The 26,021-nt window shown below is 59.6% G+C and carries 24 protein-coding genes; 12 read left to right on the top strand and 12 right to left on the bottom strand.

Annotated elements, in window-relative coordinates:
- The first annotated feature begins 133 nt into the window (after window positions 1-133).
- The gene (locus tag P3T42_RS36370; RefSeq protein ID WP_074301017.1) at window positions 134-1,537 is read left to right on the top strand and encodes a GGDEF domain-containing protein; all 1,404 of its coding nucleotides are present in this window, start codon (window positions 134-136) and stop codon (window positions 1,535-1,537) included.
- A gap of 29 nt (window positions 1,538-1,566) precedes the next feature.
- On the opposite strand, the gene P3T42_RS36365 is transcribed toward P3T42_RS36370, so the two are convergent.
- The 4 genes from P3T42_RS36365 to P3T42_RS36350 form a co-directional block, all read right to left on the bottom strand.
- Window positions 1,567-2,283, bottom strand: coding sequence for an NAD-dependent epimerase/dehydratase family protein (locus P3T42_RS36365; protein WP_429308760.1), 717 nt, complete (start codon window positions 2,281-2,283; stop codon window positions 1,567-1,569).
- Entirely contained in the window at window positions 2,280-3,230 is a 951-nt protein-coding gene (locus tag P3T42_RS36360) for an oxidoreductase (RefSeq protein ID WP_429308759.1), read from the bottom strand. The genes P3T42_RS36365 and P3T42_RS36360 overlap by 4 nt, the downstream gene beginning before the upstream one ends.
- 11 nt (window positions 3,231-3,241) lie before the next feature.
- Complete coding sequence (locus P3T42_RS36355; protein ID WP_429308758.1) at window positions 3,242-4,105, bottom strand: SDR family NAD(P)-dependent oxidoreductase; 864 nt, start codon at window positions 4,103-4,105, stop codon at window positions 3,242-3,244.
- A gap of 69 nt (window positions 4,106-4,174) precedes the next feature.
- On the bottom strand, window positions 4,175-4,747 hold the full coding sequence (locus P3T42_RS36350; RefSeq protein WP_074301021.1) for a TetR/AcrR family transcriptional regulator: 573 nt from the start codon (window positions 4,745-4,747) through the stop codon (window positions 4,175-4,177).
- A gap of 764 nt (window positions 4,748-5,511) precedes the next feature.
- On the opposite strand from P3T42_RS36350, the gene P3T42_RS36345 reads away from it, so the two are divergent.
- Window positions 5,512-7,437 (top strand): hypothetical protein, encoded by a 1,926-nt coding sequence (locus P3T42_RS36345; RefSeq protein ID WP_429308757.1) that lies wholly within the window; start codon window positions 5,512-5,514, stop codon window positions 7,435-7,437.
- Between the two features lie 34 nt (window positions 7,438-7,471).
- On the opposite strand, the gene P3T42_RS36340 is transcribed toward P3T42_RS36345, so the two are convergent.
- Window positions 7,472-7,861, bottom strand: a complete 390-nt coding sequence (locus tag P3T42_RS36340; RefSeq protein ID WP_074301023.1) for a DUF190 domain-containing protein — start codon at window positions 7,859-7,861, stop codon at window positions 7,472-7,474.
- Between the two features lie 57 nt (window positions 7,862-7,918).
- Entirely contained in the window at window positions 7,919-8,260 is a 342-nt protein-coding gene (locus tag P3T42_RS36335; protein ID WP_074301024.1) for a DUF190 domain-containing protein, read from the bottom strand.
- A 304-nt stretch (window positions 8,261-8,564) separates the two neighbouring features.
- On the opposite strand from P3T42_RS36335, the gene P3T42_RS36330 reads away from it, so the two are divergent.
- A complete protein-coding gene (locus P3T42_RS36330) occupies window positions 8,565-9,377 on the top strand; it encodes a mechanosensitive ion channel family protein (protein WP_074301025.1) in 813 nt (270 codons plus the stop codon).
- A gap of 471 nt (window positions 9,378-9,848) precedes the next feature.
- Window positions 9,849-11,213 carry a tyrosine-type recombinase/integrase gene (locus P3T42_RS36325; RefSeq protein WP_429308756.1) on the top strand — a complete coding sequence of 455 codons (1,365 nt, stop codon included), beginning with the start codon at window positions 9,849-9,851 and terminating at the stop codon, window positions 11,211-11,213.
- 834 nt (window positions 11,214-12,047) lie between these two features.
- Here P3T42_RS36325 and P3T42_RS36320 read toward each other — a convergent pair.
- Genes P3T42_RS36320 through P3T42_RS36295 form a run of 6 tightly spaced genes read right to left on the bottom strand, consistent with a single transcriptional unit; the run spans window position 12,048 to window position 18,905 of the window.
- Window positions 12,048-13,337, bottom strand: coding sequence for a hypothetical protein (locus tag P3T42_RS36320; protein WP_429308755.1), 1,290 nt, complete (start codon window positions 13,335-13,337; stop codon window positions 12,048-12,050).
- Window positions 13,321-14,562, bottom strand: a complete 1,242-nt coding sequence (locus P3T42_RS36315) for an AAA family ATPase (protein WP_429308754.1) — start codon at window positions 14,560-14,562, stop codon at window positions 13,321-13,323. Before P3T42_RS36315 ends, P3T42_RS36320 begins: the two co-directional genes overlap by 17 nt.
- The gene (locus tag P3T42_RS36310; protein ID WP_429308753.1) at window positions 14,549-15,748 is read right to left on the bottom strand and encodes a hypothetical protein; all 1,200 of its coding nucleotides are present in this window, start codon (window positions 15,746-15,748) and stop codon (window positions 14,549-14,551) included. The genes P3T42_RS36315 and P3T42_RS36310 overlap by 14 nt, the downstream gene beginning before the upstream one ends.
- Window positions 15,745-17,154: a hypothetical protein gene (locus P3T42_RS36305; protein WP_429308752.1), complete on the bottom strand. Its 1,410-nt coding sequence runs from the start codon at window positions 17,152-17,154 to the stop codon at window positions 15,745-15,747. The genes P3T42_RS36310 and P3T42_RS36305 overlap by 4 nt, the downstream gene beginning before the upstream one ends.
- 5 nt (window positions 17,155-17,159) lie before the next feature.
- Window positions 17,160-18,629 (bottom strand): hypothetical protein, encoded by a 1,470-nt coding sequence (locus P3T42_RS36300; protein WP_429308751.1) that lies wholly within the window; start codon window positions 18,627-18,629, stop codon window positions 17,160-17,162.
- 45 nt (window positions 18,630-18,674) lie between these two features.
- Window positions 18,675-18,905, bottom strand: a complete 231-nt coding sequence (locus P3T42_RS36295) for a CopG family transcriptional regulator (RefSeq protein WP_429308750.1) — start codon at window positions 18,903-18,905, stop codon at window positions 18,675-18,677.
- Window positions 18,906-19,241: 336 nt separating this feature from the next.
- Here P3T42_RS36295 and P3T42_RS36290 point away from each other — a divergent pair, with 336 nt between their 5' ends.
- The 8 genes from P3T42_RS36290 (at window position 19,242) to P3T42_RS36255 (ending at window position 25,985) form a co-directional block, all read left to right on the top strand.
- Window positions 19,242-19,679, top strand: coding sequence for a hypothetical protein (locus P3T42_RS36290; RefSeq protein ID WP_429308749.1), 438 nt, complete (start codon window positions 19,242-19,244; stop codon window positions 19,677-19,679).
- 75 nt (window positions 19,680-19,754) lie between these two features.
- Window positions 19,755-20,405, top strand: a complete 651-nt coding sequence (locus P3T42_RS36285; protein WP_429308748.1) for a hypothetical protein — start codon at window positions 19,755-19,757, stop codon at window positions 20,403-20,405.
- Between the two features lie 684 nt (window positions 20,406-21,089).
- Window positions 21,090-21,557 (top strand): hypothetical protein, encoded by a 468-nt coding sequence (locus P3T42_RS36280; RefSeq protein ID WP_429308747.1) that lies wholly within the window; start codon window positions 21,090-21,092, stop codon window positions 21,555-21,557.
- 97 nt (window positions 21,558-21,654) lie between these two features.
- A complete protein-coding gene (locus P3T42_RS36275; RefSeq protein WP_429308746.1) occupies window positions 21,655-22,620 on the top strand; it encodes a DUF932 domain-containing protein in 966 nt (321 codons plus the stop codon).
- 76 nt (window positions 22,621-22,696) lie between these two features.
- A complete protein-coding gene (locus P3T42_RS36270; protein WP_429308745.1) occupies window positions 22,697-23,692 on the top strand; it encodes a YqaJ viral recombinase family protein in 996 nt (331 codons plus the stop codon).
- A 68-nt stretch (window positions 23,693-23,760) separates the two neighbouring features.
- The gene (locus P3T42_RS36265; RefSeq protein ID WP_429308744.1) at window positions 23,761-24,678 is read left to right on the top strand and encodes a phage capsid protein; all 918 of its coding nucleotides are present in this window, start codon (window positions 23,761-23,763) and stop codon (window positions 24,676-24,678) included.
- Window positions 24,675-25,334, top strand: a complete 660-nt coding sequence (locus tag P3T42_RS36260) for a hypothetical protein (RefSeq protein ID WP_429308743.1) — start codon at window positions 24,675-24,677, stop codon at window positions 25,332-25,334. Before P3T42_RS36265 ends, P3T42_RS36260 begins: the two co-directional genes overlap by 4 nt.
- Window positions 25,335-25,655: 321 nt before the next feature.
- On the top strand, window positions 25,656-25,985 hold the full coding sequence (locus P3T42_RS36255; protein ID WP_429308742.1) for a hypothetical protein: 330 nt from the start codon (window positions 25,656-25,658) through the stop codon (window positions 25,983-25,985).
- Window positions 25,986-26,021: the final 36 nt, after the last annotated feature.

The following is a 26,021-nucleotide window of genomic DNA, read 5'->3' as shown; positions in this document are numbered from 1 at the left end:
TATTTTGCTTAATGGCCCGCAGCGATGCCTATACTGATCATTAAAGCTGAAGAATGGTCGAACGGCGAGTACACGACGGCCGCGCCCGCAGGCAAGGTCACGGCAAATCGTTCAGGTTTCCGGAGGAAAATCGATGACACCAAGCGTTGTCGCGGACGAGCCATCCGCAGCCGTGCGGGCTGTCACCCGGGCCTACGTCAGCCTGCTGATCGCCGGCTTTGCGCTGATCCCGGCCTACCTGATCGCCTATCTCTACGTTTTCCAGAACCCCGCCCTCACGTTCGAAAACCACGTCTTCCACGAAGTCGCGATTGCCGCGGCGACGCTCGAAGGCCTGTTCGTCGCCTATGTTGCCTGGCAATGCTATCTGTCGTCCGGCGAGCCCCTGCTGCGCTGGCTGACGCTGGGCTTTCTGGCCTTCGTGCTGATCTACGCGCTGCACGGCGCCTTCACCGGCATGGCGCATCACAACATGTGGCTGTTCCTGCTATACGGTCCGGCGTCGCGGCTGGCGATGTCGGCGCTGCTGCTCGTCGCGCTGCTGGCGTGGCATCAGCCGCCCGATCCCGTGCCCGCGCGCCGCGCGCCGCGCCGCTGGCTCGGATGGATCGCCCTGTTCCTCGCAATCGATGTGGCGGTGGGCATCCTCGCCTACTCGCCGATCGCAGGCGAGCTCGCGGTGCGCCTGTCGCTCGAAGGCGGCGCGCTGCTGCTCTCGAGCGTGAATGTGGCGATCCTGCTGGCGCGGCGGATCTACTCGCCGCTGATGAAGATTTTCGGCATCTCGGTGACGTCGTTCGCGCTGTCTTCACTCGCCTTCATCCTGGGGCGGCCGTGGAATCACATGTGGTGGCTCGCTCACGCAATCTTCGCCGCAGGGTTCTTTTTGCTGAGTTACGGCGTCGTCCAGGCGTTCCGCACCACCCGCTCGTTCGCGACGATCTACAGTCAGGAGGAGCTGATGGCGCGTCTTGCCGAAGCGATGGCGCGCACCGAGAGCGCCTTGCAGGAGTTGAAGCGCACCAACCTCAAGCTCGAGCATCTCGCCGCCACCGATCCGCTGACGGGCGCCGCCAACCGGCGCCAATTCATCGACATGGTGGACGCCGAGATCGAGCGCGCGAAACGCGGCGGCGCGCCGTTTTCGCTGCTCGCGCTCGATCTCGACCACTTCAAGGCGATCAACGATTCGTACGGACATCAGGTGGGCGATGAGATCTTGCGCGGCTTCGTGCAGCGCTGTCTCGATGCCATCCGGCCGTATGACGGCGTCGCACGCGTGGGCGGCGAAGAGTTCATGGTGCTGCTGCCGCAGGTGGTGCTGGCGGTCGGGCAATCGGTCGCCGAGCGGATTCGCGAAGCGGTCGCCAACGGCGTGTTTGGGGGGCAGTCCGGCAAGAGCGTCGCCCTCACCGTGAGCATCGGCGTGTCGCAGTTCGGCCGCGATGGCGACACCATCGACGCTATCCTGCGCGCCGCCGACGAGCGGCTTTATCGGGCGAAACATCTGGGCCGCAACCGGGTCATCGCCACCTGAGGCGAGACCGGTTGCGCCAAACGATCACACTATCCTGCGCGCGGCGTCAGCGGCGGCGTCCCCGCCGGGCCCGCCGGCGTGCGGCAGATCGCGCTGATATCCGCCGGCTCCAGCACCGCTCGCGCCGCGTCGGGCCGTCGCGCTACCGCGAGCATCGCGAGGCCGACCTCCTCGGTCGTCACGATCTGATTCGGCGTCAACAGGCGCATAAGCGCCATCACCGGCCGCAAGAGCGGATAGAGCAACCGGTACATGCGCGTTTTGGACTGGATGCCGTGGAGCGGTTCGATCACCCCGGGACGGAACAGATAGACCGCGCGGAATGGCAGCAACTTCAGCGCGTTCTCCGTGCGGCCTTTGACGCGCGCCCACATGCTGCGGCCGTGCTCGCTGCTGTCGGTGCCGCGTCCGGAGACGTACACGAAGGTCATCTGCGGATTGAGGCGCGCCAGCGTGCGGGCGGCTGCCAGCGTCAGGTCGTAGGTCAGGCGGCTGTAGTCGGCCTCCTGCATGCGGAACGACGACACGCCGAGGCAAAAGAAGCACGCATCGAAGCCCTGTAGCGACGACTCGATCGCGCGGTAGTCCATCATGTCCGGGTGGACAATCTCGGTGAGACGCGGGTCAAGCTGGCCGGTCGGCGAGCGGCCCACGGTCCGCACGAACTCGACGTCCTTGGCCCGCAGGCACTCGCGCAGCACGCCTTGTCCCACCATGCCGGTTGCGCCGAATAACAAAACTCTCATGACACCTGCTCCGGTTCGGTACGCGGCCAACGAAGGTTGGTCAGCGCTTCAGATACATCCCACAGGCGGGCTGCCACCGCCCGGTCTTGCGCTCGCGGCGCGATAGCGGCCACACCCGGCGGCCCCTTCAGCTCGAACAGTCCACTCGGACCGTAGTAGCCGCCCGGCATCGCTTCGGGAGCCGTGGCCGCCAGCAGGGTAGGCAATGCGCCTGCCGCAGCCGAGTGACTCATCAGCGGTTGAATCGTCAGGCGGTTGACGGTTTGCATGAAGCCATCCGCACCCGGCCCGTTGGCGATCAGATCCGTACGCGCGAACCCTGGATGCGCCGCATTGCTAAGGAGTCCCCATCCATTGGCGTCGCTGCGGCGTTGCAGTTCCAGAGCGAACATCAGCATGGCGAGTTTCGATTGCCCATACGCGGCCCATGGGTCATAACGGCGCGCCCATTGCAGATCGTCGAAATGGATGGCGGCGCGTAGCTTGTGGGCGATGCTGCTCAGATTGACGACGCGCGCTTGCCGGCCGTTGCGAAGCACCGGCAGCAGTTGCGCCGTCAACGCAAAATGCGCCAGATAGTTGGTGCCGAACTGCAATTCGAAACCATCCGCGGTGGTCTGGCGAGCGGGCGGCGTCATGACGCCCGCGTTGTTGACCAGCAGATCGAGCGCGTCGTGCTCGCGGGCGAAGCGCTCGGCAAACTCGCGCACCGACGCGAGGCTCGCCAGATCGAGATGCTCGTAGGCGATCGACGCCGCTGGATATTGCGCGCGGATCGCCGCGAGCGCCGCGCTGCCCTTGGCCGCATTGCGCCCGGTCAGCACCACCTGCGCGCCCGCCCCGGCCAGCGCGAGCGCGGTTTCGAAGCCGAGCCCGCCGGTCGCGCCGGTGATCACCGCGAGGCGCCCGGTTTGCCGTGGCATGTCGTCGGTGGTCCAGTGAGCCATAGTGCCCGTCCTCAGGATTGTGGGAAGTCCGGCAGTGCAGCGGGTGCAGCAAAGTCGGTTGCGAGGCTCACCTCGCGCCATGCAGCGGCACTTGCCGCGCGTGCCTTGTCCGCTTCGCCGAAGAAGTGAAGCGCGTCGCTGCCGAGCAGCAGGTGCACCGGCGTCTGCTCGTGATAAGCAAGCTTCAGCACGACCTGCGCCACCTTCGCCGGATCGCTGGTTTCCTTGCCGACGTGCTGGCCCAGCAGCCCGATGATGGCCCCAACAGAAGGAGCATAGTCCTCCAGCAGTTCGGGCAGCGCGTTACTTGCTTCGTTGCCCCACTCGGTTTTCATGCCGCCCGGTTCGAGCGCCGTGACCTTGATGCCGAGCGGCGCCAGTTCCTGGCTCACCACTTCGGTAAATCCGCCCACTGCCCACTTGGCCGATTGATAGGCGCTGAACCCCGGCATGCCGATGCGGCCGCCCACCGACGAAATCTGGATGATGTGGCCGCTGCGTTGCTTGCGCAAAATGGGGATCGCTGCGCGCGTGACGTTGACCACGCCGTAGAAGTTGGTGTCGATCTGCGCGCGAAAGTCATCTTCGCTAGCCTGCTCGAACGGCGCGAGGTGACCGAAGCCGGCATTGTTGACCAGCACGTCGAGCCGCCCGAACGCGTCGAGCGTCGCCGCGACGGCAGCCTGCGCGGCGGCGGCATCCGTGACGTCGAGTGCGACCGCGCGCACCTGCTCGCCATACTGCTCGACGAGATCCGCGAGGTGCTGCGGATTGCGCGCCGTCGCGACCACCCGCTCCCCGGCGCCCAACGCCGCTTCGACAATCTTGCGCCCGAGTCCGCGCGCGCTACCTGTAACCAGCCAGACCTTTGCCATGATGCACTCCTTTCGGTTTAGATGAGCATGTAATCACTCATTAACTACATAAAAAATCTCGGCCAAACTTCAGCCTTTAGCGACGGCGTTCCAGAACGCCTCAAAACCTGCGTCGCGGTACCGCTCTGCCTGAGCGGGCTCGCGTTCGATGAATTCCATGGTGGTGTCCGCCAACGCCCCCATGATGGCCGCCACGAAGGCCGGCGGATGATCGCGCAACACGCCGCTGGCGACGCTCGCCTGCATCATCTCGTTGACGTCGGCAAACGCCCGCATGCCCGCCGCGCGGGTCGGCTCGCTCAGGCGGTCGGAGACAGCCAGTTGCGCGACGGCCCGGCGCTTGTGCGGAAAGGCGACGCCCCAGTCCACGTATTTCTGCCACACATGACGCGAACGCGCCCGAATGCTCGCCGCTTTTGGATAGCCAGCCATCATCACCTCCCGCATGTCCGACTTGATGTCGAGATACAGCTCGTTCAGCAAGGCGTCCTTGCTTTCGAAATAGGTGAAGAGCGTGCCTTCCGCCACGCCGGCGACCTTCGCGATCCGCGCAGTCGGCGCACCCAGCCCCTGCTCCGCGATCACCTGAGTGGCCGCAGCCAGGATGGCGTTGCGTTTGTCTTCGCTTTTCGGACGGGCCATGCGCGTTTCGGATCCAACTTGAATAATGAGTGAATACTCAATCATAAACACGACGACCGACTAGTGCAAGTGCGACTTTTGCCCGTCTCGCTCCGCCACGCTCACCAGCTTCGATTCAAGCCCGACACATCCGACGAAATGAAAGACAGTTGAAATATGATGATTGGAGCCTTGCTCGCGTCGTCAATTATTTAGGTGTGCATCATAAAAAAGTGGCACACCAATTTCTCCTCAAAACACGCTGTATTGCGCACGATCAGAATAGCGTTTGACCCCTGTTTCACAGGGCTGGTGCGTGATTCGCACCGTCACGAGACCCATTGTTCATACGTTACAGCTCGTTACGTCTTTTCGGCAGACCTAAGAAATATCGTCCGGTAGGATTCACCCGGCAAAAAACAAACCACCACTTAAATCGGTAAGTTCAGGTCCGCGGGCCGCCTTGCATTGAGGTTGATACCAACCTTACTTTTGCGTTTCGGCACCGGACTATCAGCGCAAAACCACGCGGCCGGGCCGGATGCTTCGCCGCCGTCACAGGCTGTGCGACATCCATCGTGAGTCCGCAGGCCGTGCCGGCAACAGCAAGACGCATCCGCGCTCCGACACACCGCGCTTCGAACCACCGTATCCGCAGGCAGCGACAGCACGAGGCCCAGCCTCGGCGTCGCCTGCTGACGTCAAAACCCAATACTGAGTTCGCGCGGCGACGCACCCGATGCAAGACGTCGCAGGACCGGTATTTTTACTTTTGCGCCCCACAGATGAAACTCCAACCGTTATTGCTTTCTTCATTGGTATTGGCGCTAGCCGGTTGCGGCGGCGGTGGCGGATCCGGCAGCGGCTCCAGCGGCACGACCGCCAACAACGGCACCAGCGGCTCCACCAACGGCAGCAGCGCCACGCTGACGGCCAACGCCAATGCCGGCGAACTGATGTCCTGCCAGTCCCCCACTACCTCGAGCGCCGCCGCCGGCAGCCCGCTGATTTCCGCCGACACGCCAAGCGCCGACGCCACCCGCATGTTTGCCTCAGGCAGCACGTTCCAGCTTGTGTTCGTGACCAATGCGCCCACCGCCGACAAGGTCAACTGGGCGGTCAGCGACCAGCTCGGCAACGTCGCGGCGAGCGGCAGCTTTCCGGTCGCGAACGGCCCCGTCACCACCACGCTCAGTTGCACCTCGACGCTCGCCGGCTATTTCGCGGCCTCCGCGACGCTGGCGGCCAACGGCGGCCAGTTGCCGTCGGACGGCACGCGTCCCACCGGCATCGCCTCGTTCGGCGTGGTGCCGAATCTGTCCAGCGTCGTGCCCGCGGTGACGTATGCGCATCAGGAAGAACATCGCTTCGGCATGCAGGGTGAAAACGACAACGGCCCCTTGCTGGCCGACCTCGGCATTGCGTCGACGATCGACAACCGTCAGATGTCGACGATGGAACCGAATGCTGCGAACACCTTCAACCCCGCGGCAAATAACCTCGACCCGTTCTATACCTCGGGCAAGGTGATGCGCCTGATCCGTCTGGACGGCATTCCCGCCTGGGCGAGCCCGACCGGTGCATTCGAGGACGACACCAACCCGCCGTCGAGCCTCTCGTATTACCAGAACTACATGAGCCGGGTAGGGACGGAATCCAATACGATTCGCACTACGTATTTCCCGAACCAGGCGAACAACTACTACCAGGTGACGTGGGAGCCGAACCAGTTCTGGGTCGACACGGACGCCAACTTCGTCGCCCTGTATCAGTCGGTGTATCAAGGCATCCACTCGACCGATCCGCATGCGGTGGTGATGGGGCCGACCGACGCCTTCCCGGCGCTGACGACCACGCGCCTGAAGCGTATCGCGTCGCTCGGCTTCGGCAACTATATCGACGGTATCGCGACGCACGGCTACTACGACGCGGGCACCTCGCCTTCGCATCCGCCCGAGCGCCTCGAGACCGATCCGAACCCGGCCAACGTCGCCAACTCGTTGATGAGCCAGATTCGCGCGCTGCGCACGGAAATGGCAACGGACTACAAGCCCGGCATGAAACTGTTCCAGACCGAGGTGGGTATCAGCTATGACCTCGGCTCTTCGTACGGCCCGAACTATCCGAGTGCCAACGTGCTGTTCGCGCAAGCCGCGGTCGTGGCCCGCACCCACATCATCACGCTGGGCGAAGGGGTGGATCAGACCTACGTGTTCTACGGTGCGGATTACCCGGGTGAAGTCGGCTACGGTACGTTCTTCGACCTCGCCGATGCACAGGGCGCGTACGGTGCGACCGACATCAGCCCGAAGCCGGCCGCGATGGCCGTCAGCGCGCTGACGCACGTTCTGGACGGCACCAACACGCTGGGGCCGGTGAACGGCACGCCCTCCGGTGTCTATGCGTACGCGTTCCAGCAGCTCGGCAACGGTGCGGTGATCACGGCGCTGTGGACCCACAACAACAATGTGTGGAGTGCGAGCACGGGATTCAGCTCGACGTATAGCGTGCCTTATAACCTCGCCGTCGATGCGCCTGGCACGAGCGGCACCGTCAAGGTCATCGACATGATGGGCAATCCGCTGACGATGAACTACACCAACGGCACGCTGACGCTCAACCTGACCGAAGCGCCGGTGTACGTGGTGTCGAATAACGCAACGGTGGCCAAGGCGAACGTGACGACGCCGACCGGCTACGTGGCGAACTGAGCGACAGCGCAATAGCGCGATGCTCGCGGTCGCGTCAGCCGTGCGGGTCCGGCGGCTGGCGCGACGAGCGGCCAAACAGCGTAGCGTGTCGGGACGGCTTGTCGGGCGGGTCGTCGGCGATGATGCCGAACTCGACCGGCGAGCGTACATAGAACACGTGCACGCGTTCGGCACGCACGATTTCGAGCAACCGTTCGGCCTCCTCTTCGGTCACGGCGAGGATGATCTGCAACGGCTGATCGGTGAGCTTGAGCATGTGCGCAGCATGATGCGCACCGGCATGGCCGATGCCTTCCGCACAATTGATGACGGTCGCACCGTGGATGCCAAGTGCGCGAACCTGCAGCAGCAACCATTCGCACACCGTATGATGGCCATGCTTGCGGTTTTTCTCTGTGTAGAACGTCAGTTGATAGCCATTCATGGTTGCCTCCCCGCCTCATGCCGGCCTGCCCGGCAGCGGCCCGCGAGCCCCCGAAACTCACTCCCCGCCGCCCTCTGCTTCGCTCACTCCCAGCACGTCGTATTCGACCGGGCAGCGCGTATAGAACAGCCGCACGCCGCCGCGCCGCAGGTGATCGAGTAGCGCATCGATACGTGAATCGTCCGACGCCACCGTGACCACGACCGGCTGATCGACCAGTTCGAAAAAACGCGCTGCGTGGTACTTGCCGTGTACGTCGATACTCTCGCTCACTTCAATCACCGTCGCGCCCTCGATGCCGGCCTGCGTCGTCTGCTCCAGAATCCACTCGACGACCGTCTTGTGACCCTTGCGATGACTCTGATTGTCCGCGAACACGGTCAACTGGCTGCCTTTCATAAGGGCCTCCGCCGCCTTGCGATGCGTCCACGCTCACGCGGGTCGTCATCTTAAGGATAGGAAATTGTTCGGCGCTGTGCGCGCCAATCAGAAAACCTGACCGTCTGCGGCGAGCCGGTCAACATGACGCGCAATGCTTACCGCGCGGTAGTCCTGACCATAAAACACCGGCATTTTATGCGCGGGATGCGATGAATACGCGAACGCTTGTGCTTCTCTTGCGGGTTCGTTTCGTTGCACGGGAACATATTCGCCCAAAGGACGTCAGGGAATATATCCCCCGCGAGAATAACGAGAGCGCCCCATGAACGACCTGCTGACAAGACTCCTGCATGTCCAACCGTCACTGATGGTGACGGTGGCGTACGACGTGCTCCACCTGGTTGCCGCCGCGCTGATTCTCGCCGTGGGCTGGTGGCTGTCCAACCGGATTGGCACGCTGTTCGCGAGGGCATTTGCGCACACGCATGCCGATCCCACGCTCGGCCCCATGCTCAAGGCAATGGGCACGTGGGCGGTGCGCGTAGTGGCGTTTATCGCCGCGCTAAGCGAGGTCGGCATCGCGACCGCTAGCGTGCTGGCCGTGCTGGGCGCCGCCGGCCTCGCGATCGGGCTGGCGCTGCAGGGCACGCTGCAGAACATCGCGGCGGGCATCATGCTGCTGATGCTGCGGCCGTTTCGCGCCGGGGACGTGATCGAAGGCAGCGGTGCGGCCGCAGGCATCGTGCGGGAGGTGGGGCTCTTCACCACCCGCATCGAGCGCAGCGACGGTAACGCCGTGTTCGTGCCGAATAGCCAGATCTGGAGCAATCCGGTCATCAACTACAGTACCGGCGGCACACAGCGTATTGAAGTGGATGTGGAGCTGGCGCAGCGCAAGGATGTGGATGCGGCGATCGGCGAGTTGAAGAAGCTGGTGGCGGACGAGCCGCGGGTGTTGAGTGGGACAACGCTTGCGCCGGTGGTCACGGTGGCGAGTTATTCGAAGTCAGGCGGCGCGCGGTTGCGGATTGCGGCGTGGGTGCGCAGTCCGGACGCGCCGCTTGCTACTGAGGATTTGCGCGGTCATGCGAAAGCGGCGTTGGCGGAGGCGGGGTGTGCGGTGGGGATGGGGTGAGGAGGGCGTAAAAGTGGTTGATTTGTAACCTAGTGAAAATACATCATAGCCATGTGCTATATGGTTTTTTGTTGCACAGATTATTTTATGTGTACCATCCCCGCACGTTGACGATATCCAGCGCTTCGCCAAATCGCTTCTCGCCACAGATCGGCTCCACGCGGCAACATGCGAAAAGCGGCCACCCAAATGCAAAACACCGCACGACATCCGAAGACGTAGTGCGGTGTTTCTAAATGGCTTCGTGGTGGAGAGGAGGAGGATCGAACTCCCGACCTTCGCATTGCGAATACGAACAAGTCGGCATTCCTTGAGATAGATCCGAGTTGATCTGATTTCATAAGTTATTGTATTTCAACGATTTATGCTTACCAAGCTTCTTGTCGATGTTGATCCGCATACCTTTATTGCCGCATAATTCGGTTACATGGCGGTTACATGAGATTGCCGGCTTACGAGCAAGGAGGCTAGGTGGCAAAGGTAAACTTCACTGCGGCTCGGGTTGAGGCGCATCGCTGCGAACAGGGTAAGTCGCAGTCATTTCTCTGGGACAGCAAGACTCCCGGACTCGGTTTGCGAGCCACGACTGGGGGAGCGAAGGCTTACATTTACCAAGGGAAGATCCATGGCTTAACCGTGCGGGTTACGATCGGCGACCCGCGGAGCTGGACGATCGACCAAGCTCAGGAGCGAGCGCGCGGTCTCCAGACGCTTATCGACGGCGGCGTTGATCCGCGCGAACAGCAGGCGGAGCAAAAGACCGCACACGAAGCCCGGCAGGCAGCGAAGCGCCGTCAGGACGTAACCGTCGGTGAAGCGTGGGAGCATTACCTGGAGCATCTGCGAACAAAGATCTCGCCCAAGACGAAGAAGCCGCGGTCGGAGAGATACATCCTCGACCATATCAACCTCTCGTCGCCCGGTGGAGATATGGCAAAACGCGGCGGCAAAGAAAAAGTGCGTGGACCATTGGCTCCGCTCATGCCGCGGAGGTTGACCGAGATCACGGCAACGTCGATGTCCGAGTGGCTCGAGGTCGAAATACCCAGGGGACCAACGAATGCCGGGCATGCCTTCGGCCTCTTCAAGGCGTTCATTCGATGGTGCGACACTCACGAGACGTACGCTGGCATCATCCACCAAGACGCCTATGCTTCGCCAAAGGTCAAGGGCATTCTCCCTCGCAGCGCCGCGAAGGACGACTGTCTGCAGCGCGAGCAGCTGTCTGTTTGGTTTAGCGCGGTACGTGGCATCGTAAATCCAGTCATCAGCGCGTACCTACAAGGGCTGCTGATAACCGGAGCCCGTCGGGAGGAACTAGCCGCATTGCGCTGGGAAGACGTGGACTTTCGGTGGCGGAGTCTGACGATGAACGACAAAGTGGAAGGCACTGGCGGCCGGACTATTCCGCTCACCCCTTACTTGGCAAGCCTATTGCGGAACCTTCAGCGTCTGAACGAAATACCCCCAAATAAGCGCCAAGCCGCTCGTCTCGCAGAAAGGGGCGAGCAGTGGGAGCCATCCGAGTGGGTGTTCACCAGCAAAACGGCGTCGGATGGGAAAATAGCGGAGCCGCGTCACGCGCACAATCGCGCGTTGGGACCGACAGGCTTGCCGCATATCTCGCTCCACGGTCTTCGACGATCGTTCGGTACGCTTTCAGAGTGGGTCGAAGTTCCTGTCGGCGTCGTTGCCCAAATCCAAGGACATAAGCCGTCGGCAATCGCCGAGAAACACTACCGGCGCCGTCCACTCGATCTTCTGCGTATGTGGCACGACAAAATTGAGGCGTGGATGTTAGAGCAAGCGCAGATCGAGTTTGAGTCGCGGAAGTGATGCCACGCGGACCGTTCACCTGTTCGCGAGCGGCCGGCCGTGGCAGGAAAGCTAACGCGACGACGGGTGGGATCGAGGTCGTCGCAACCGTAGTCGCCCATTTGCTCCACGTGTTATACGCCTCTGTTGGCTGAACTCCGCCGCCCAAGCAGCATTTTCGAGGATCAAGCGGTCTCCGAGGCCATGCGCTCATCAAAAGATGCCCCAGTGGAGTGCTCGGCGCTGTGTTCACACAAAATGGAGGATCGAACTCCCGACCGCAATACAGCTAACCATCCACCGCATTGAGCAGGCAGAGATGCCCCCAAAAGTGCCCCCAGCCAAATATCGCTAACGCGCAACGCGGCTAAGCACGAAAAATCCGCCCTCGGCCGCCGCCTCAAAACTGACGCGTCCGTGTATGCGAAAAGCATACAGTTTATGTCGAGCGTCCAGTTCGCCGCTCGTCAAGCCAAGCCAGTGCCACCGCCTGGCCTCCCGCCGCGAAAAGCGAATGCCGGACGCGAGAGGCGCGACACGTTCGGCCCTGCCCCCAACATGGTAGGCGAAACCTGAGGCGAAGCCAGCGATAGAGCGAACCCGGTCAGGGGCTGCGGCCACGCTTTTCGTTTTTGTTACTCTTGAAAGCGCGAGGGGTAACGGGCGGGTAACGGCGAACGCGTTACCCCGCAAGGGTGTTACTCCCGTTACTCGAGTTACTCCGCAATTTTCATCCGCAGGGAAAGGCGCCCAAAATTTGCATTGCAAAAGGTCGTCATGTTGGAACACATAAGCACTACTAAGCCTGCATAAGAATGTTTCGCGAGACCTATATATAGGCGACCTCAAGCTGGTTTAGGTCGTCTCGCTACGCCATTGACTTAACCACGTGGTCAGAATCTCACTAAACTGGGCATTGAATTGGCACGTTTCCGCGTTGTCCGGATCAGCGCTAATCATTGCAAGTCGACGGCCCATTTGGTCCTTAAGAGCTTGATGAAACTTGTTATGTGAAACGAACGCTAGGACCCCAATTGTATTAGGCGTTGCAAGTAATGAACGGAAATTTTCAAAATAGCCGAGCATCTTGTAAGTCTCCTCCGACCTCGTATTCCCAGTTACTAATCGATTTTTCGCATCGACTAATAGATAATGCTTCGCGTTAGCAATTATCGTGATGTCCGGGATGCCCCTCAGTAGCCTGCCACTAATGTCATACCGCCAAGTCGCGGCCTCGGTGGGCAACGCTCGCTGAAACCAAATTTCGATTCGATCCTTATCAAGATGGAATGTATAGATTGGATGCGAGCGGCTTTTTGACATTTCAGCCGGTCCTTCGATAAGCTGAGCGCCCGCTTGGGACAGGCAGGCAGCGATCTCACGAACACACCAAATCTCGTAAATACGGTCGAGAAACGACTCATCCGCCGGGAATGCGAGGAGTGCCTCCACGAATTTCTTTGAGGAAGTGGAACCAGCAGCTTGAGGCCCAGCGAGGTGCCAATTATCAACTAACTCGATAAGCTTTTTATAGGCTCGATCGTTACCGGTTTGACGCCGAGCGAGTCTCCTCGCAGTCTCCATCCGCAACCGGTGCACCGGCGAGCTCGTCACGACGCGTCGCCATGGTTCTCCCCGCAACTTGCCATTTATCCAAACCTTAGCCTCGCGCGCGAGAGCCACCTCCGCCGACTTCGACGGCAATCCGACGTCTGAGAGCCGTGGCAGGAGATAGCGAAACACCCGTTGCGTTAAGGCATTCTCAGGCGTTGACCACGCTTCCTCCGCGATAAGAATCGGGTACGTTTTCGGCCATGAAAGCGCGAATGGCCTGCGGGCGACGTAGCGCGGTATGTCAAGCCTACCGCGTATAGCGCCCCTTGTTTCAGAACGGACGACGCGGCTCAGGCTCGACGGTCGCTGTTCGATCGAGTGCACCAAAGCGATCAACTCTTGGCAGCATGCGAGTGCATGGCGCAATCTAACTTGCGATGCAAAGCGCTGAGCTTCGGCATCGGAATCCTCACCGAGCAGTACTTCGCTCGCCGCGATGTCAACTGTCGCGCCGGAGAAATACGTTGCCACCAAAGGTAGCGCCTCGATGAGGAAACGGCTGCCCTTGGGAAATTCATTGATTCGGAACAAAGTGCATTCCCGACGAAGCAATAGTCAGCAACTCCCGCCTAAATTGGCCCGAAAAAGGAGACGACAAGCTCTGCGCGAATCTAGTCAATTGTTCAGGTCCCAGAAGGTCGGACTCGAATAGCGAGCCAAGCTTCACTGCCGCCGCCCAGTCAATCTGTTGATCCGGGTCGCCGCCCGCCGACGCATCCTGGATGTTGCGAGTCAGGAACAACTCGACCGTGTCGAGTAATTGCGCGGTCCCAATCGGTAGATGAGGTATCTCACTACCGTCCTCCGCATACCTCACTGCCTCTACGACATCAAAAAGTAAGCCTATACGGCCAACGTGCAGCGATTTGAGCTGCCCCAGCAAATGCACTTCTGTCTCGTCGGCACCTTTGTGATCCATCGAATGCTCCCTCCTCGCGACACGCGCCGCCGCTCGTTGGATGACATAAGAGAACTCCCGAATGGCAGGTGCTTGATGCTCGGGGTCATACACCCACGGAATATCCTTTGGACGTCGCGCAGGCGAGTCTAGAGAGATGAAGGTAAAACGCCTGCGTATTGCTTGACTAAGACTTTGCACAAATTGCTTATCATACGAATTCAGTGTGGCAACAATTCGAAAACGACGCGGAATCACCAGCTCCCGATTCCCATCCTGCTGATGCGGCAGATTGATCGGAACCAGATCGTCGGTCCCCAGCACCGAGAAAAGCTCGCCGAACGCCTTGTCGAGATGGGCACGATTTAATTCGTCGATAATGAGCCACTCAGCTTGCGGGCTGGATGGCTCGTCGAAATGTTGGACAATATGGTTTCCGCACCGGATAACGGCTTCTGTCAAAGCGCCATTAACGGGCGTGATTTCCTCTTTTCGGTCTTCAGTTAGGCGAAGTTCCAAGCGCCCGATGACATCGTAAGTTGTCCAATCTTCATGCGCGGTGACAGCGAACGTTGACACGTTGAACGCTTCGGCAAGTGCTCTCACCAACGAACTTTTGCCAGTTCCAGGCGGTCCTTGTAAAACGACGTGTCCCACGCGCAGAGCCGCCGACGCAGCACGAAGCACGTGTTCCGGTATTACGAGGCCCTTTACAGCGTCTGAAAGCCGCTCATTAAAGTCGGCAGGTACTTCCAAGTCGTACTCTGCAATCTCGCGCAAACGCTCTATTGATCCATGGAAATCGATGGGAGGAATGCCGCCCTGTTCCACAAGTTCAGACTCGTTAAGGTTTGGCATCGTCGGTTCCTCGAAGCTTTCGAATAATCGCCATGTCAGATATTGGTCTGGCGCGTTGCACTTGAACGACCACCCGGTCCGCCTCGGTGAGCTGCTTCTCGACAACTTTATAAGTCCATCGTTCGTCGTGGCTTAGTATCAAGCGTTGGCCCCGGGCAATTTGACAAAGAGCGCTGATGGGCCCAATGATCGCTGTCTCCGATTCGATGACATATTGGGCGTTCAAATCGAGAAAGAACACGATTTCACCCTGCAAGCTCATGCTAGACAAAGGCGCACTTATACTGCTACTCATGGGCTCGACCTTTGCACCAAGGTAGTCGAAGTAGTCAATTTCGTCGGTGAAAACGGGTGCTTTGGGTAATCTGGCAATGGCATATCCCCCAGTGCCACATTGATCAGCGTCACCATTATCCGAGAGCGCTCGCCGGACCATTCCTAGCCATTCCTGACGAATCAAGTTTCGCTGCCTCGGTTCGGTGACGCCGTAGGGACTTTGCAACGTTTCGCTTCCGAGGAGCAATTGATTCATTCCCGCGTGCACGACGACCTGATTAATTGAGTTGTAAAAGACCCCCGCGCGTTTGTCAGCAGGCAGCTGTACCTGTCCGAGCAATTCAGGACTTGCACGCAATGTTTTAACGTCATCGATAGCGTCACGTCCTTCCTCGGTCCGAAACACTCGGCATAATATCCGCTCCAGTTCAGTGCGCCAAACATAGCCATCCAAATCGAGCAATGCTCCGTACAAAAATCTGTAGAGTAGAAGGTCAGCAGTTCGATGCGAGTCGCTTCTCGATCGTCGGGATCCACGCAAGGGGTACCGCAGTAGGAGCTTCAGGCCTATCCATGCAAATTCTTCTCGCCCCCCCCGCTCGGCGGCATTGCGTAATTGAGCACCCGCTGGCGTAATTGATATTACGTTGGATCTGGATTGAACGAAAAGGAGACCGAATTCTTCGAATGCCGCCTTCCAACTCTCAACAGCTTGCGAGCTGAGGCGGCGCGGCGCGTCCTTTGAATCCCAGAATGACTTTAGTTGGTCGTAGTCGGTGTATTCGTAGAACGTAAGAAGCGTCTCCCACGCCTCTTTAGCGTTTTGGCTTTCCCCAAAAAAACACGGATAACCGTAACCATTTACCCGCCAAAAATGCGGAACCCGAGGAGCGGGAAATATAGCGCTCAATGTGCTACCTCGTCATGCCCAATAGTGATGTTCGGCAACGGCAACCTGTCTTCGACCGGTAAGATCGCGCGATCAGTTTTGCGCAAGGTTATCACCCAGTCCATCAATATGATTCCGCCTCGCCCTTTCCGCGGGAACTTCATATAGTGGCGTCGGATGCGATAAGCGAACGCCTTTTCTAGATGAAGGCCCGCACTTCGAGCAAGGCGAAGCAAGCAATCGTGGACGGCAATCACTCCGGATTGGGCTTGGCTGTTGCCGATTACCAGGACGTAGCGGCCATCAGTCTTCATAACGCGAGCCGCCTCTTCGAAATGCGCTTTCATTGCACCGAAGTAGTTCAAAATTGCTTCTTTCCGATAGCCCGGGACCTCGTTGAGATTCACGAGGTCGAGAAGCTCGCGAGGTAGCGTCCGGTCTCTAGACAACGGATTTTTCGCCCCGACCGGCGTGCGTCGACGAGCGTTGAAGTCCGACCGAGAAGGTACCCCTATTTTTGGCCCGAGCCAAAAATACTCAAGCATAAAATTGTACATATAGTCCACCGAGTCGAGATAGGGAGGACTCGTTACAACGAGGTCAACCGCACCGTCTGGGAGCGGTATCGACAGGGCTGATCCGTCGAGCAGGCTGGCAGCCCCGGGCCCCCGTTGGTCATCTAAAGACTTGACTGCATTTAACGATTTTATTAAGGCTTTCTCGAACGTCTCCCAAACAGGCGGTGGATTTTTTTTGAGGGTCCCCGAGACGTATGTTTTTTGCGTCTGGTCATCAGCGTTTGATACCCACCGCAAAATCGAGCTGAAAATACAAAAGAAGTAGTTTCGCTCTGTTTCGGAGCAGTCTAAACGCTCAATTGCCGCGAAAATACTGGATAGCGTTTGCCACGCCTCGTCATTGAACCAGTGACCAACGTTCTTCACCTCTGACATCGGAAGGACGAAAGCGCCTTTTGGGCCTTTTCGTGCCTCGAGCAGGACCGCCGTCAAACGCGCCAGTCTTTGGGCGTTGTACTTTGCGGTCTTGGCGGCCGAAATCAGTCTGGCGAGGGGATCAATGTCGGTTCCAAACGTTTGGTTCACCGAGCATAACCCTTCTACGAGGGTTGTTCCGGACCCCATAAATGGGTCTAAAACGACGCTGGCTTGCGTCGTGAACTGTCGCATGGCCCATCGGGGAATTTGGGGAATGTACTTTGCCGGGAAACGATGAAGCCCATGCGTCAGTCTGGTCGTGTTCGTCGATAAGGCAAGAGCTAATAGATCGCCATGCCGAATCTCATCAAAGGCGGGAAAGTCGTTGACCGGTTGCAACGAGTCGCTCGATGCGAGTGCGGCCGAGGAAAGGTCTTCAGGTCGGTGCTCCGCTTCGGGTTCGTCAAGGGGAAGAAGCGCCAGTTGGGACATATCTTTCATTCTAATACTACAATTGATTCGCGCATGTATTTCTCAAATCCGCGCAACTGATTTCGTTGCTGAGGGGCGACCGTGAGATGTCGGGTCTCTATGATCCGTGCTTTTTTAAAACCTGCCTGTCGCCCGACCAGCGCAGTTAACACGTCAGTAGGAATAATCACTCCGGCAAATGCAGAGTTTCCGACTACAACGTGGCAACCGCCCGTCGGCAACACATCGCGGCACTGCTCCAGCACGACCCGCAAATCGTGAAAGTAACCGCGAACCAGTTCTGCAACTCCCATTCGCCAGCTGCTAGCCCCTCGGTCCATGACGTGAATTAACCTTTCGAGCGGCTCCAGATAATCCGACTGGCGTGCAAAGTCAGCACCCAAATGAGACCGTAAAGATGCCTTTCGCAAAGCATTCAGTTCTTCGTAGGAGTTAACGAAGTTACCAAACCATAGTTCTACCTTAAATGATTCGAAATAGTCGAACCGATTTGCGTATGGCGGACTGAATATGATGGAATCAAAACGGCGACGGCCGACAATTTTCTTAAGCTCGAATGCAGTTCCCTTGACGACTTGTTGTTTATCCCATGTCCCTGATCGCCAAGCGCACGCATCGTCCAACATCATGTTCAGTTGCGCTGCAAGCGTCTCATTGTAAAACTGACGTTGGTCTGCCCCGAAACGTGCAAGTTGCCACTCCCCGTCTAGGCGGTCTTCATAGCGGCCCTTCTGCCTCTTTTTATTTCGGTACTTGATTCCATTGCCTTCTTTGAAATAACTGCCGACAATCTCAAGGATCGATAGCCATCCGAGGAACACGAAATCGCGGATCTCCGCATCATTAGAAAATACGTTTTCTAATGCTGTCCGCGCTCGTAATACTGAATCCAAAATCAGAGGCTCAAAGACTTTATTTGAAATACTCAGCTCTGGCAGCGGCGCACGGTCATGCGTCTCGATAAGCTTGGGGAGTTTTCTCGTGAAAACACGTACTCGCTCCAACTGGGTATCGTTCAGAGGATGCAGCTTAACTTTAGATGAGAAAGCGGCAATGGGGTTTAGGTCGATGCCCAACGCTTTCCGGTTTCTTGTCGCCGCCCCAATGGGGATTGAGCCGCAACCACTGAACGGATCGAGAATGCGCTCTCCCAGGCCTAGTTTGTCGATGAGTTCCGGCGAATACGCTTCGCGATAGCGTAACCATCTGTGCATTGGCGAAGAAGCGTTTCCTTTCCAGTGAACAAAGGGTCCCAGATCGAGGCGTTCTTGAATAGGGAATAAGGTGTCGAGCGGCTCGAGGATGTCCCTCAACCTTTCGTGCACGTTCTTGGTCCCGGTGTACGGTGGTTGCAGTGCGCCAAGGCGCTTGCGACTAGTAGGGGTTGTGTGGCAAAGCAAGTCGCGCGCTTGTACGCTGGTTAGATCGACCGTGTGGGAGGAGTGTAGTAGCAGTGCGCTGTCTTCAGGGATCATAGATCGCTTCTTATTTAGAGGACGCAGGTGGCAAACGTGCAGTCTTTAACCAAGTTCTTTACTTTCCGAGCTGGAGGGCGACGCAGAGCTGTCGCGAATATTTCGCCCACCATCAGGTCCTCCTCGACGAGCCAGCAGCTCCGCAAGCGCCTTTCTCATAAGCCACGCAACGGACACGTCATTTTCCGTCGCTAGTGCGAGGACGTCGGAGTACATCCGTTCATCGAGTGATACGGTCGTACGGACGGTCTTCCGATTTGCGCGCGGTCTTGTCATCAGATTGCGGTTATTTGCATCACTTTTCGGGCGTCATGATAACCCCGGCCACCTAGCGTTGCCAAGGCGGGCCCTCCGATCCGCGCCGGTTGAGAGACGTTCATCCGATTTGATTCGCATCCATGCTTCTTGTAAACCCTGCAGGGAACGGTGGGAGGGCGACTTACTTCGTCGTCACAGCGCCATAGGGAATGGGTAAGAAGATGGGTAAATAATTTGGTAGCGGCTGTAGAGTAATACTGGCAAGGACGGCTGGCGGACATCCTCGCGGCATTTACCACGGACTCCAAGACGCAGCGGGAAAAGCTGCTGACAGCCTTGCGCGAGACGGCATTCGTGACGGTCGTCGACGCGGGGGATGGGGCTGGCTATGTCAACAAGCCAATGAATGCTTACATCGCCACCGATCGGCTGAAGGAGCTGTTTGCCGGAGTACCAGACGTGATGATCGTCGATAACGCCTACGACTGCTTTCGAGGCGAAGATGTTCGAGATCTGCTCGTGGCTTGTGGTGCAAGCCGGTACCTAAACCCTGCACCGATCCAGACAACGCTGAGTTCGCAAGATCGAGCGCGAATCAGAAGAGAAGCGGGGTTGGAACGAGCAAGTTGGGAGAGCGAGCCGGAGGATTTCACCCTCCGTGGTTTGACACAGCTCCTTGCGCAGATTCCCTTGCTATCAGCCGATGATGCAAAGGCACGAGCCAAGCTGCTCTGGGACTCACTGGTTGACCTTGAGACGCGCGGGACCGGAGCCTTCTATGGAACCTATTGATGGGGCTATTCGCATGAGTCAAAGGTGGCCCGATTTGATGCCGCCTACGTTCGACTGCTCAATGAGCCAGCATAGGTGCCAGATGCAAATGGTGAGCTCCGGTCTCATAGACTGGTGATCTTCGACAGCCTGGGATGGAAGCCGAATCCCTTCCTGCTCACCAAGATCGAGTTCAAACCGCCGATCGTCGACCAGCTCGCGAAAGAAGCAGGAATCGATCCAGCGGCTCTCGATCTGTTGCGAAAGCTAGGCATAACCAGCGTCGCCGACTTAACGTCACGACTCGGCATTGCCGACCTGCCGCCCGGGGGCGAAGACGAGCCGGGAGTGGAGGCTGAACCTGATACATCATCGGACGGCGACGTCTACGACGACGCGAAGGATTTGTACGGCGACGACATGCCGGACATTCCACCCGGGACGCCTGATCCAGACGGAGGCGACAACGTGGCGGGAGGCGGCACGGGACGTGGTGGGGAAGGCCATAGCGGCTCCACAGTGGGTCAGGCGGCAGCAAAGGCACCGGAGGCTCGGGACGACCTGGCGAGTGTGGCGGGAGGGAAGGCGAAACGCGTGACGGTAACAAAGGAAAGAGATCTCCCGGCCAAGCGGGAGGGCGCCCTTTCATTTCCTACGTCGGCACTCATCTTGATAAGGAGGAGCGTGATCCGGACGGGCTCGATCAGGCGACGCGGATGCGGATCGAGGAGCACGCCATTGACCTGATCACCCGGCTTGAGCCGACACTGCGCCGCACTCCGGAAGGCAACCCTGGATATGTCCTATATGACGTTGACGACGGAGGCAAGCCGGTTCGCTGGGTCGAGGTCGAGTCAATGACGGGCAGCCTGGAGGATCGCCCCGTAGGGCACTCGCGCACCCAGTTCGACTGCGCCCGCCAACGAGGCACCGGGCCGGGTACTGGTTATACGTGGTCGAGCACGCGACCGACCCCGCGAAGGCTCGGGCGCTCATGATTCAGGACCCCGTCGCCCATGCTCGGACGTTCACTTTCGACCGGGGCTGGATGGAGATCGCTCGGATAGAGCCACCTGTATGAGCGACTCGCGGCCCGACCATCGAATTAACGCCCACTATGCGGAGGCGTCACCATCTTCCTGGGTGTGGGACGCCGGTTAGGTCCCGCTTTCCCTACCGGCTTCCTGGCTCAAAGTTTCGGCAGCGATCCTAGATCTTTTCAAACCTATATCACAGCTCCGAGCACAGCATCAGTCTGCCGCTCCGTCAGCACAATTCCTTGCTGGCGAACCCCCTGGGAGCTCGTGATGCCCACCTACCCGTCCCCATTCGATTATTTGATCGTCTTCTCGATCGTCTTCACAGCCGGCGCACTCACGTCGGTTGGCTTGCGCCAATACACTGAGAAAGTTCGTCGGGAGGCAATCGCTCATGCATGATCCGCGCCTTTCCCACGCACCGTTCGACCAGGACGATATGTATCTCGCCGGGCATGATGACGAGCCTTTCGAACATGCCTTGGTGCCGCCGCCACGCGACAGCTCAGCGTCGATTTCCGGCACTGTGCCGCCCTGCCCGAAATGCCACTCTTCCCGTGTCGATGCGCGTAATCTGGCACGCAAGACCGGCAGCGCCATCGGCACGGTGGCGGGCACCACGAGCGGCATTGCGTTTGCGCTCTCCGGCGCGGAAACCGGTGCAGCCGTCGGCCTGCTCGCCGGTCCCGCTGGTGCCGTTTGCGGCGCCATTGCCGGAGCTGTGATCGCTGGCCTGATCGGCGGCGCTGCAGGATGCGCCACGGGCTCCGTCTTCGGAGAAATCGTCGATGACAAGGTACTCGATAATTTCCGCTGTCACGCCTGCGGCCACACTTTCAGTCGGCCCAAAGCATCTGCCTAAGCTGTCGTTTTTTCCTTCCGCAGTTTCTTCCCATCACCGCGCTTTCGCCCGGCCACGTGCCGGGCTGTATGCGCTCGTCTTTTCCAAGGAGTCAAACATGCATCTCGTTCGCAACATGGCCTATGTCGGAGAAACGCCTTGGCATGGGCTTGGCCATCAACTCTCCCCGCACCAACCGATTGAAGTGTGGGCGCGCGAAGCTGGAATGGACTGGCAGATCGAAGCAGCTGAGGTCCGATACGTGGCCGGTGGTTCCAGCAATCTCGGTTCGATCCACGCCTTTCCCGAACAGCGCGTGCTCTATCGCTCGGACACGAAGGAACCGCTGTCCGTCGTGTCGCCGCGGTACCAAGTCGTTCAACCCAAAGACATCCTCGAGTTTTACCGCGACCTTACAGAAGTGGGTGGGTTCGAGCTGGAAACCGCGGGCGTCCTCAAAGACGGGAAAAAGCTCTGGGCGCTCGCGCGTACCGGACAATCCGTCTCCCTCAAGGGCAAGGATCAGGTCAACGGCTATCTGCTGCTCGCCACGGCTTGCGACGGCACGCTCGCGACCACCGCGCAGTTCACGTCCGTTCGTGTCGTGTGCAACAACACGTTGCAAATTGCACTTGGCGACAGTGTTGGCGCGGTCAAGGTCGGTCACCGCAGTCAGTTCGACGCACAGGCCGTGAAGCGCCAGCTCGGCATCGCCATCTCGTCGTGGGACGGTTTCATGGCCCGCATGAAAGCGCTCTCCGAACGCAAGGTCAACGATCCCATGGCCGAGAAGTTCTTCCAGCGTGTGCTCACGTATCCGGCAGGCGGTCCGAACACGCCGGCGCTGGTCACCAACGACCGCGCGATCAAGGCGGTACACGAACTATACGCCGGTCGTGGCAAGGGGGCGACCTTGCCTTCTGCATCTGGCACGGCCTGGGGATTGGTGAACAGCGTCACGGAATTCGTCGATCACCAGCGTCGTGCTCGCAGCGACGATCACCGACGCGATGCCGCGTGGTTCGGTGCCGGCGCCACGCTCAAGCAGCGCGCATGGGACGAGGCGATGAAGCTGATCGCATGACCTTCCCGCTACCGCTGTTACGGGATACACGCCCGGCCGGGTTTCCCGCCGGGCATTTTCACATCTGGAGGTACGCATGTCTCAAGCTGAACTGGCTGGACGGGGCAGAAACTGTCCAGCATTACGACTCGTGGAAACGAGAGACCTGTCGCGCGACGAATGGCTATTGGTGAGAAAAAACGGAATCGGCGGCTCGGATGCCGCCGCCGCCGTGGGGCTCAGTCCGTATATGAGTCCGCTCGAACTGTGGCTCATCAAGACCGGGCGCGATGCGAACCTGCCTCGCCCCAATCCCGACGACACTACCGAACCGATTTACTGGGGAACGCTGCTGGAACCGATCGTTGCAGCGTCGTACACGAAGCAGACCGGCAACAAGGTCAGACGTGTCAACGCGGTACTGCAACATCCGACCATCCCGTTCATGCTCGCGAACGTCGATCGCGAGGTAGTCGGCTGTCGCGAAGTACAACTGCTTGAATGCAAGACGGCAGGCGAATTCGGCGCTCGGCTCTGGCGTGACGGCGTGCCGGAATACGTGCAGCTTCAGGTGCAGCACCAACTCGCGGTCACGGGCGGGCAGGCGGCCGACGTGGCCGTGCTGCTCTGCGGACAGAAACTTGAGGTCCATCGGATCGAACGTGACGATGGGCTCATTGCCCGTCTGATCGAACTCGAGGCTGCGTTCTGGCGATTCGTGACGACGGATTCTCCGCCGCCTGCTGATGGTTCGGATTCGGCGGATCGCGCGCTGCGTTGCCTGTATCCGGGTGCCGGTGGCACGGTCGATTTCACAGACGATCGCAGGCTGTCGTCCGTGTTCGCTGATCTCGTTGCCGTGCGGGGTGACATTGAAGCTCGCCAGCAGGTCGAGGCGCAGTTGAAGCAGGCCATCGTGCAAGCGATGGGCGAGGCAGACCAGGCGCAGTTCGAGACGGGTTCCATTTCCTACAGACGCAGCAAGGACGGCACCAGTGTCGATCTGAAGCGCCTGCTCGTCGACCATCCGCACATCGCTACTTCATACGCCATCACGAAGCCCGGCTCGCGCCGATTTCTCGTGAGCACCTGATTCCCCGCCGTTCCTGCTGCTCCCTTCCTTCGTTTCATTTCCCTTTGTATAGATACAGGAGAATTGCCATGCTCAAAGGTCTGGCTATCACCCCACCCGTTATCGGACGGATTTCGATTGGTCGCGTTGTCGAAAAGAACGGCAAGCGGCTTCCCGAAAAGGACGATCAGTTCACGGTCACGTCTCAGGTGCAGAACCGGGACGGCTGGATGCTGCATCCCGTTGATGCCGAACTGCGAAAGGCCCAGCCGGGCAAGCTGCGCACGATCCCCGTGCGGTTCCTGTTCAACGATCCCGACCTGAACCTGCGGGCGGAATACTCGTGCTTCGACCGCGATACTGGTAGACCCGTGTGCGTCGGTAACGGCGAAACCTGCCGTCGTGCCGGAGACGCCGGGATCGAAGAACTGCCGTGCCCATCGCCGGATGGCTGCGCGTTCGGTCAGGGCGGTGCCTGCAAGCCCTATGGCCGGCTCAACGTGCTGATCGGAGACGAAGACGAAATGGGCAGTTTCATCTTTCGCACCACGTCGTACAACAGTATCCGGACACTCACCGCGCGACTACACTACTTCAGCGCGGTATCGGTCAATCTGCTCGCCTGTCTGCCGCTGGAACTGAAGCTGCGCGGCAAGTCCACGACGCAAAGCTACCGCTCCGCGATCTACTACGTGGATCTAGGCGTGCGATCCGGCAGCACGCTCGAAGCGGCGATCACGGAGGCGCGCGAGCTGGATGCGCGGCGCCGGGCCGCGGGTTTCGATCAGGCCGCACTCGATGCCGCAGCGCGTGCAGGATTCAGTAACGGTGCATTCGAAGACAGTATCGAGGAAAGCGCCGCCGTCACCGAGGAGTTCTACCCGGCCGGATCCGGTAGCGGCGTTAGTCAGGGTGACGGTATTGCCGAACCGGATGTACCACCAGCTTCGGGCCTAAGGGGCAAGCTCGAACAGCGTGCCGCGTTACTCGGCGGGAAGGCCGCATGATCCGCGTCCGTCCGGTCCCGCTTCTGGCAGTCGTGGCGACAGGAACGGCGATCAGCATGTCGGTGCTCGCCGGCTGGCAACGCGGCGGATGGCTTGCCGAGCGACTGGTGTGGGTGGCAATCGGTGTCGTGCTCGTCGCTGGCGCGCACCTGCTGCCCGCACTGTGCCGGTCGGCTCCGCTCTCCGGGCGCGTGGTCGGTGCCGTGCTCTGGCTCGGTTGCATGGCCGCAGCCTCATACGGGCATGCGACCTTCTTTCTGCTATCGCAGCTTCATGCAGGGGAGCTTCGCGTGTCGGCTATTCCGGTCGCCAGTGTTCCAGTCCATCGGGAACTGACAGCCGTGATGGCTGACCGGGCATCGGTCACGGCGGAACTGGCGCGGGCGGATGCACGGCGCTGTACTCGTGACTGCCCGACATGGCAGATTCGTCGAACGTCACTCGCAGCCCGGCTTGATGCACTCGACGCTGAAGCCGCTGATGTTCGACGGTATCAGACCATCGAGGATGGTAACGCCGAACGTCGCGTGACTGCGCGTGGCGATCCGGTCACCTCACGACTCGCGACGTTTTGCGGAATACCGGAAACACGACTGGATCTGTTCGCCGGACTGGTGTTCGCGGCTGTGCTCGAAGGCGTGGCCTGTCTGCTCTGATGGATCGCAGTGATTCCTCAGGCCCAAGAGTCATTTGTTACCGGTCGTCACGGGGTGGCGCACGACGTGACTGCCGAAACGGCTCAGGTGACGACACTCACCCAATCAGCTGCGCCATCAACCGTCCATTCAACCGTTCCGCCAGTCGTGCCGCCGACCGTCTCGTTCCCCCAGTCCGACCTCGCAAGGCTGCGTCGCGACATCGAATCGGGGGCCATCAAACCTACCGTCGCTGGCATCCGAAAGTACCTCGGCTGCTCTCAGGCCAAGGCTTCTGCCTTGCGCCGCCAGCTCGCCGACCTCACGGCATAAGCCGGGCGCGTGCTGCGCCCGCTCTCTTTTCCACCACGACACGATCACGTTATCCGGTTCATCCGGATGCCCGTGCTCGCCCTTTATCTGGAGCAATCCATGCACGAAACGACATTCGTTCACCTGCCGCCGCGCCTCTGTCCCGTGACAAAGGGGCTCGGTGTCGTGGCCGGTATCACGGCCATTGGCTTCGCCGCAGCCTGGGCTTTCGAGCGGCACCGCCAGCGAGAGTTGGTCCGCATCCTCGCCTCGATGCCCCGCGTAGTCAGCATCTTTCCGGCGCTCCGCGCGCATCTGGAGATGGCGCCCAGACAGTTCGGTGCAGGCGTTCCGCTGTAGCCGAACAACCGTAGGCCGTAACTCCCAAACCTGTTC

Source organism: Paraburkholderia sp. GAS38, from assembly GCF_050434965.1.
In the GTDB taxonomy this organism is placed as follows: Bacteria; Pseudomonadota; Gammaproteobacteria; order Burkholderiales; family Burkholderiaceae; genus Paraburkholderia; species Paraburkholderia phenazinium_A.
The sequence above is the reverse complement of the archived record's forward strand: the minus strand, read 5'-3'. Positions and strand labels throughout refer to the sequence as shown.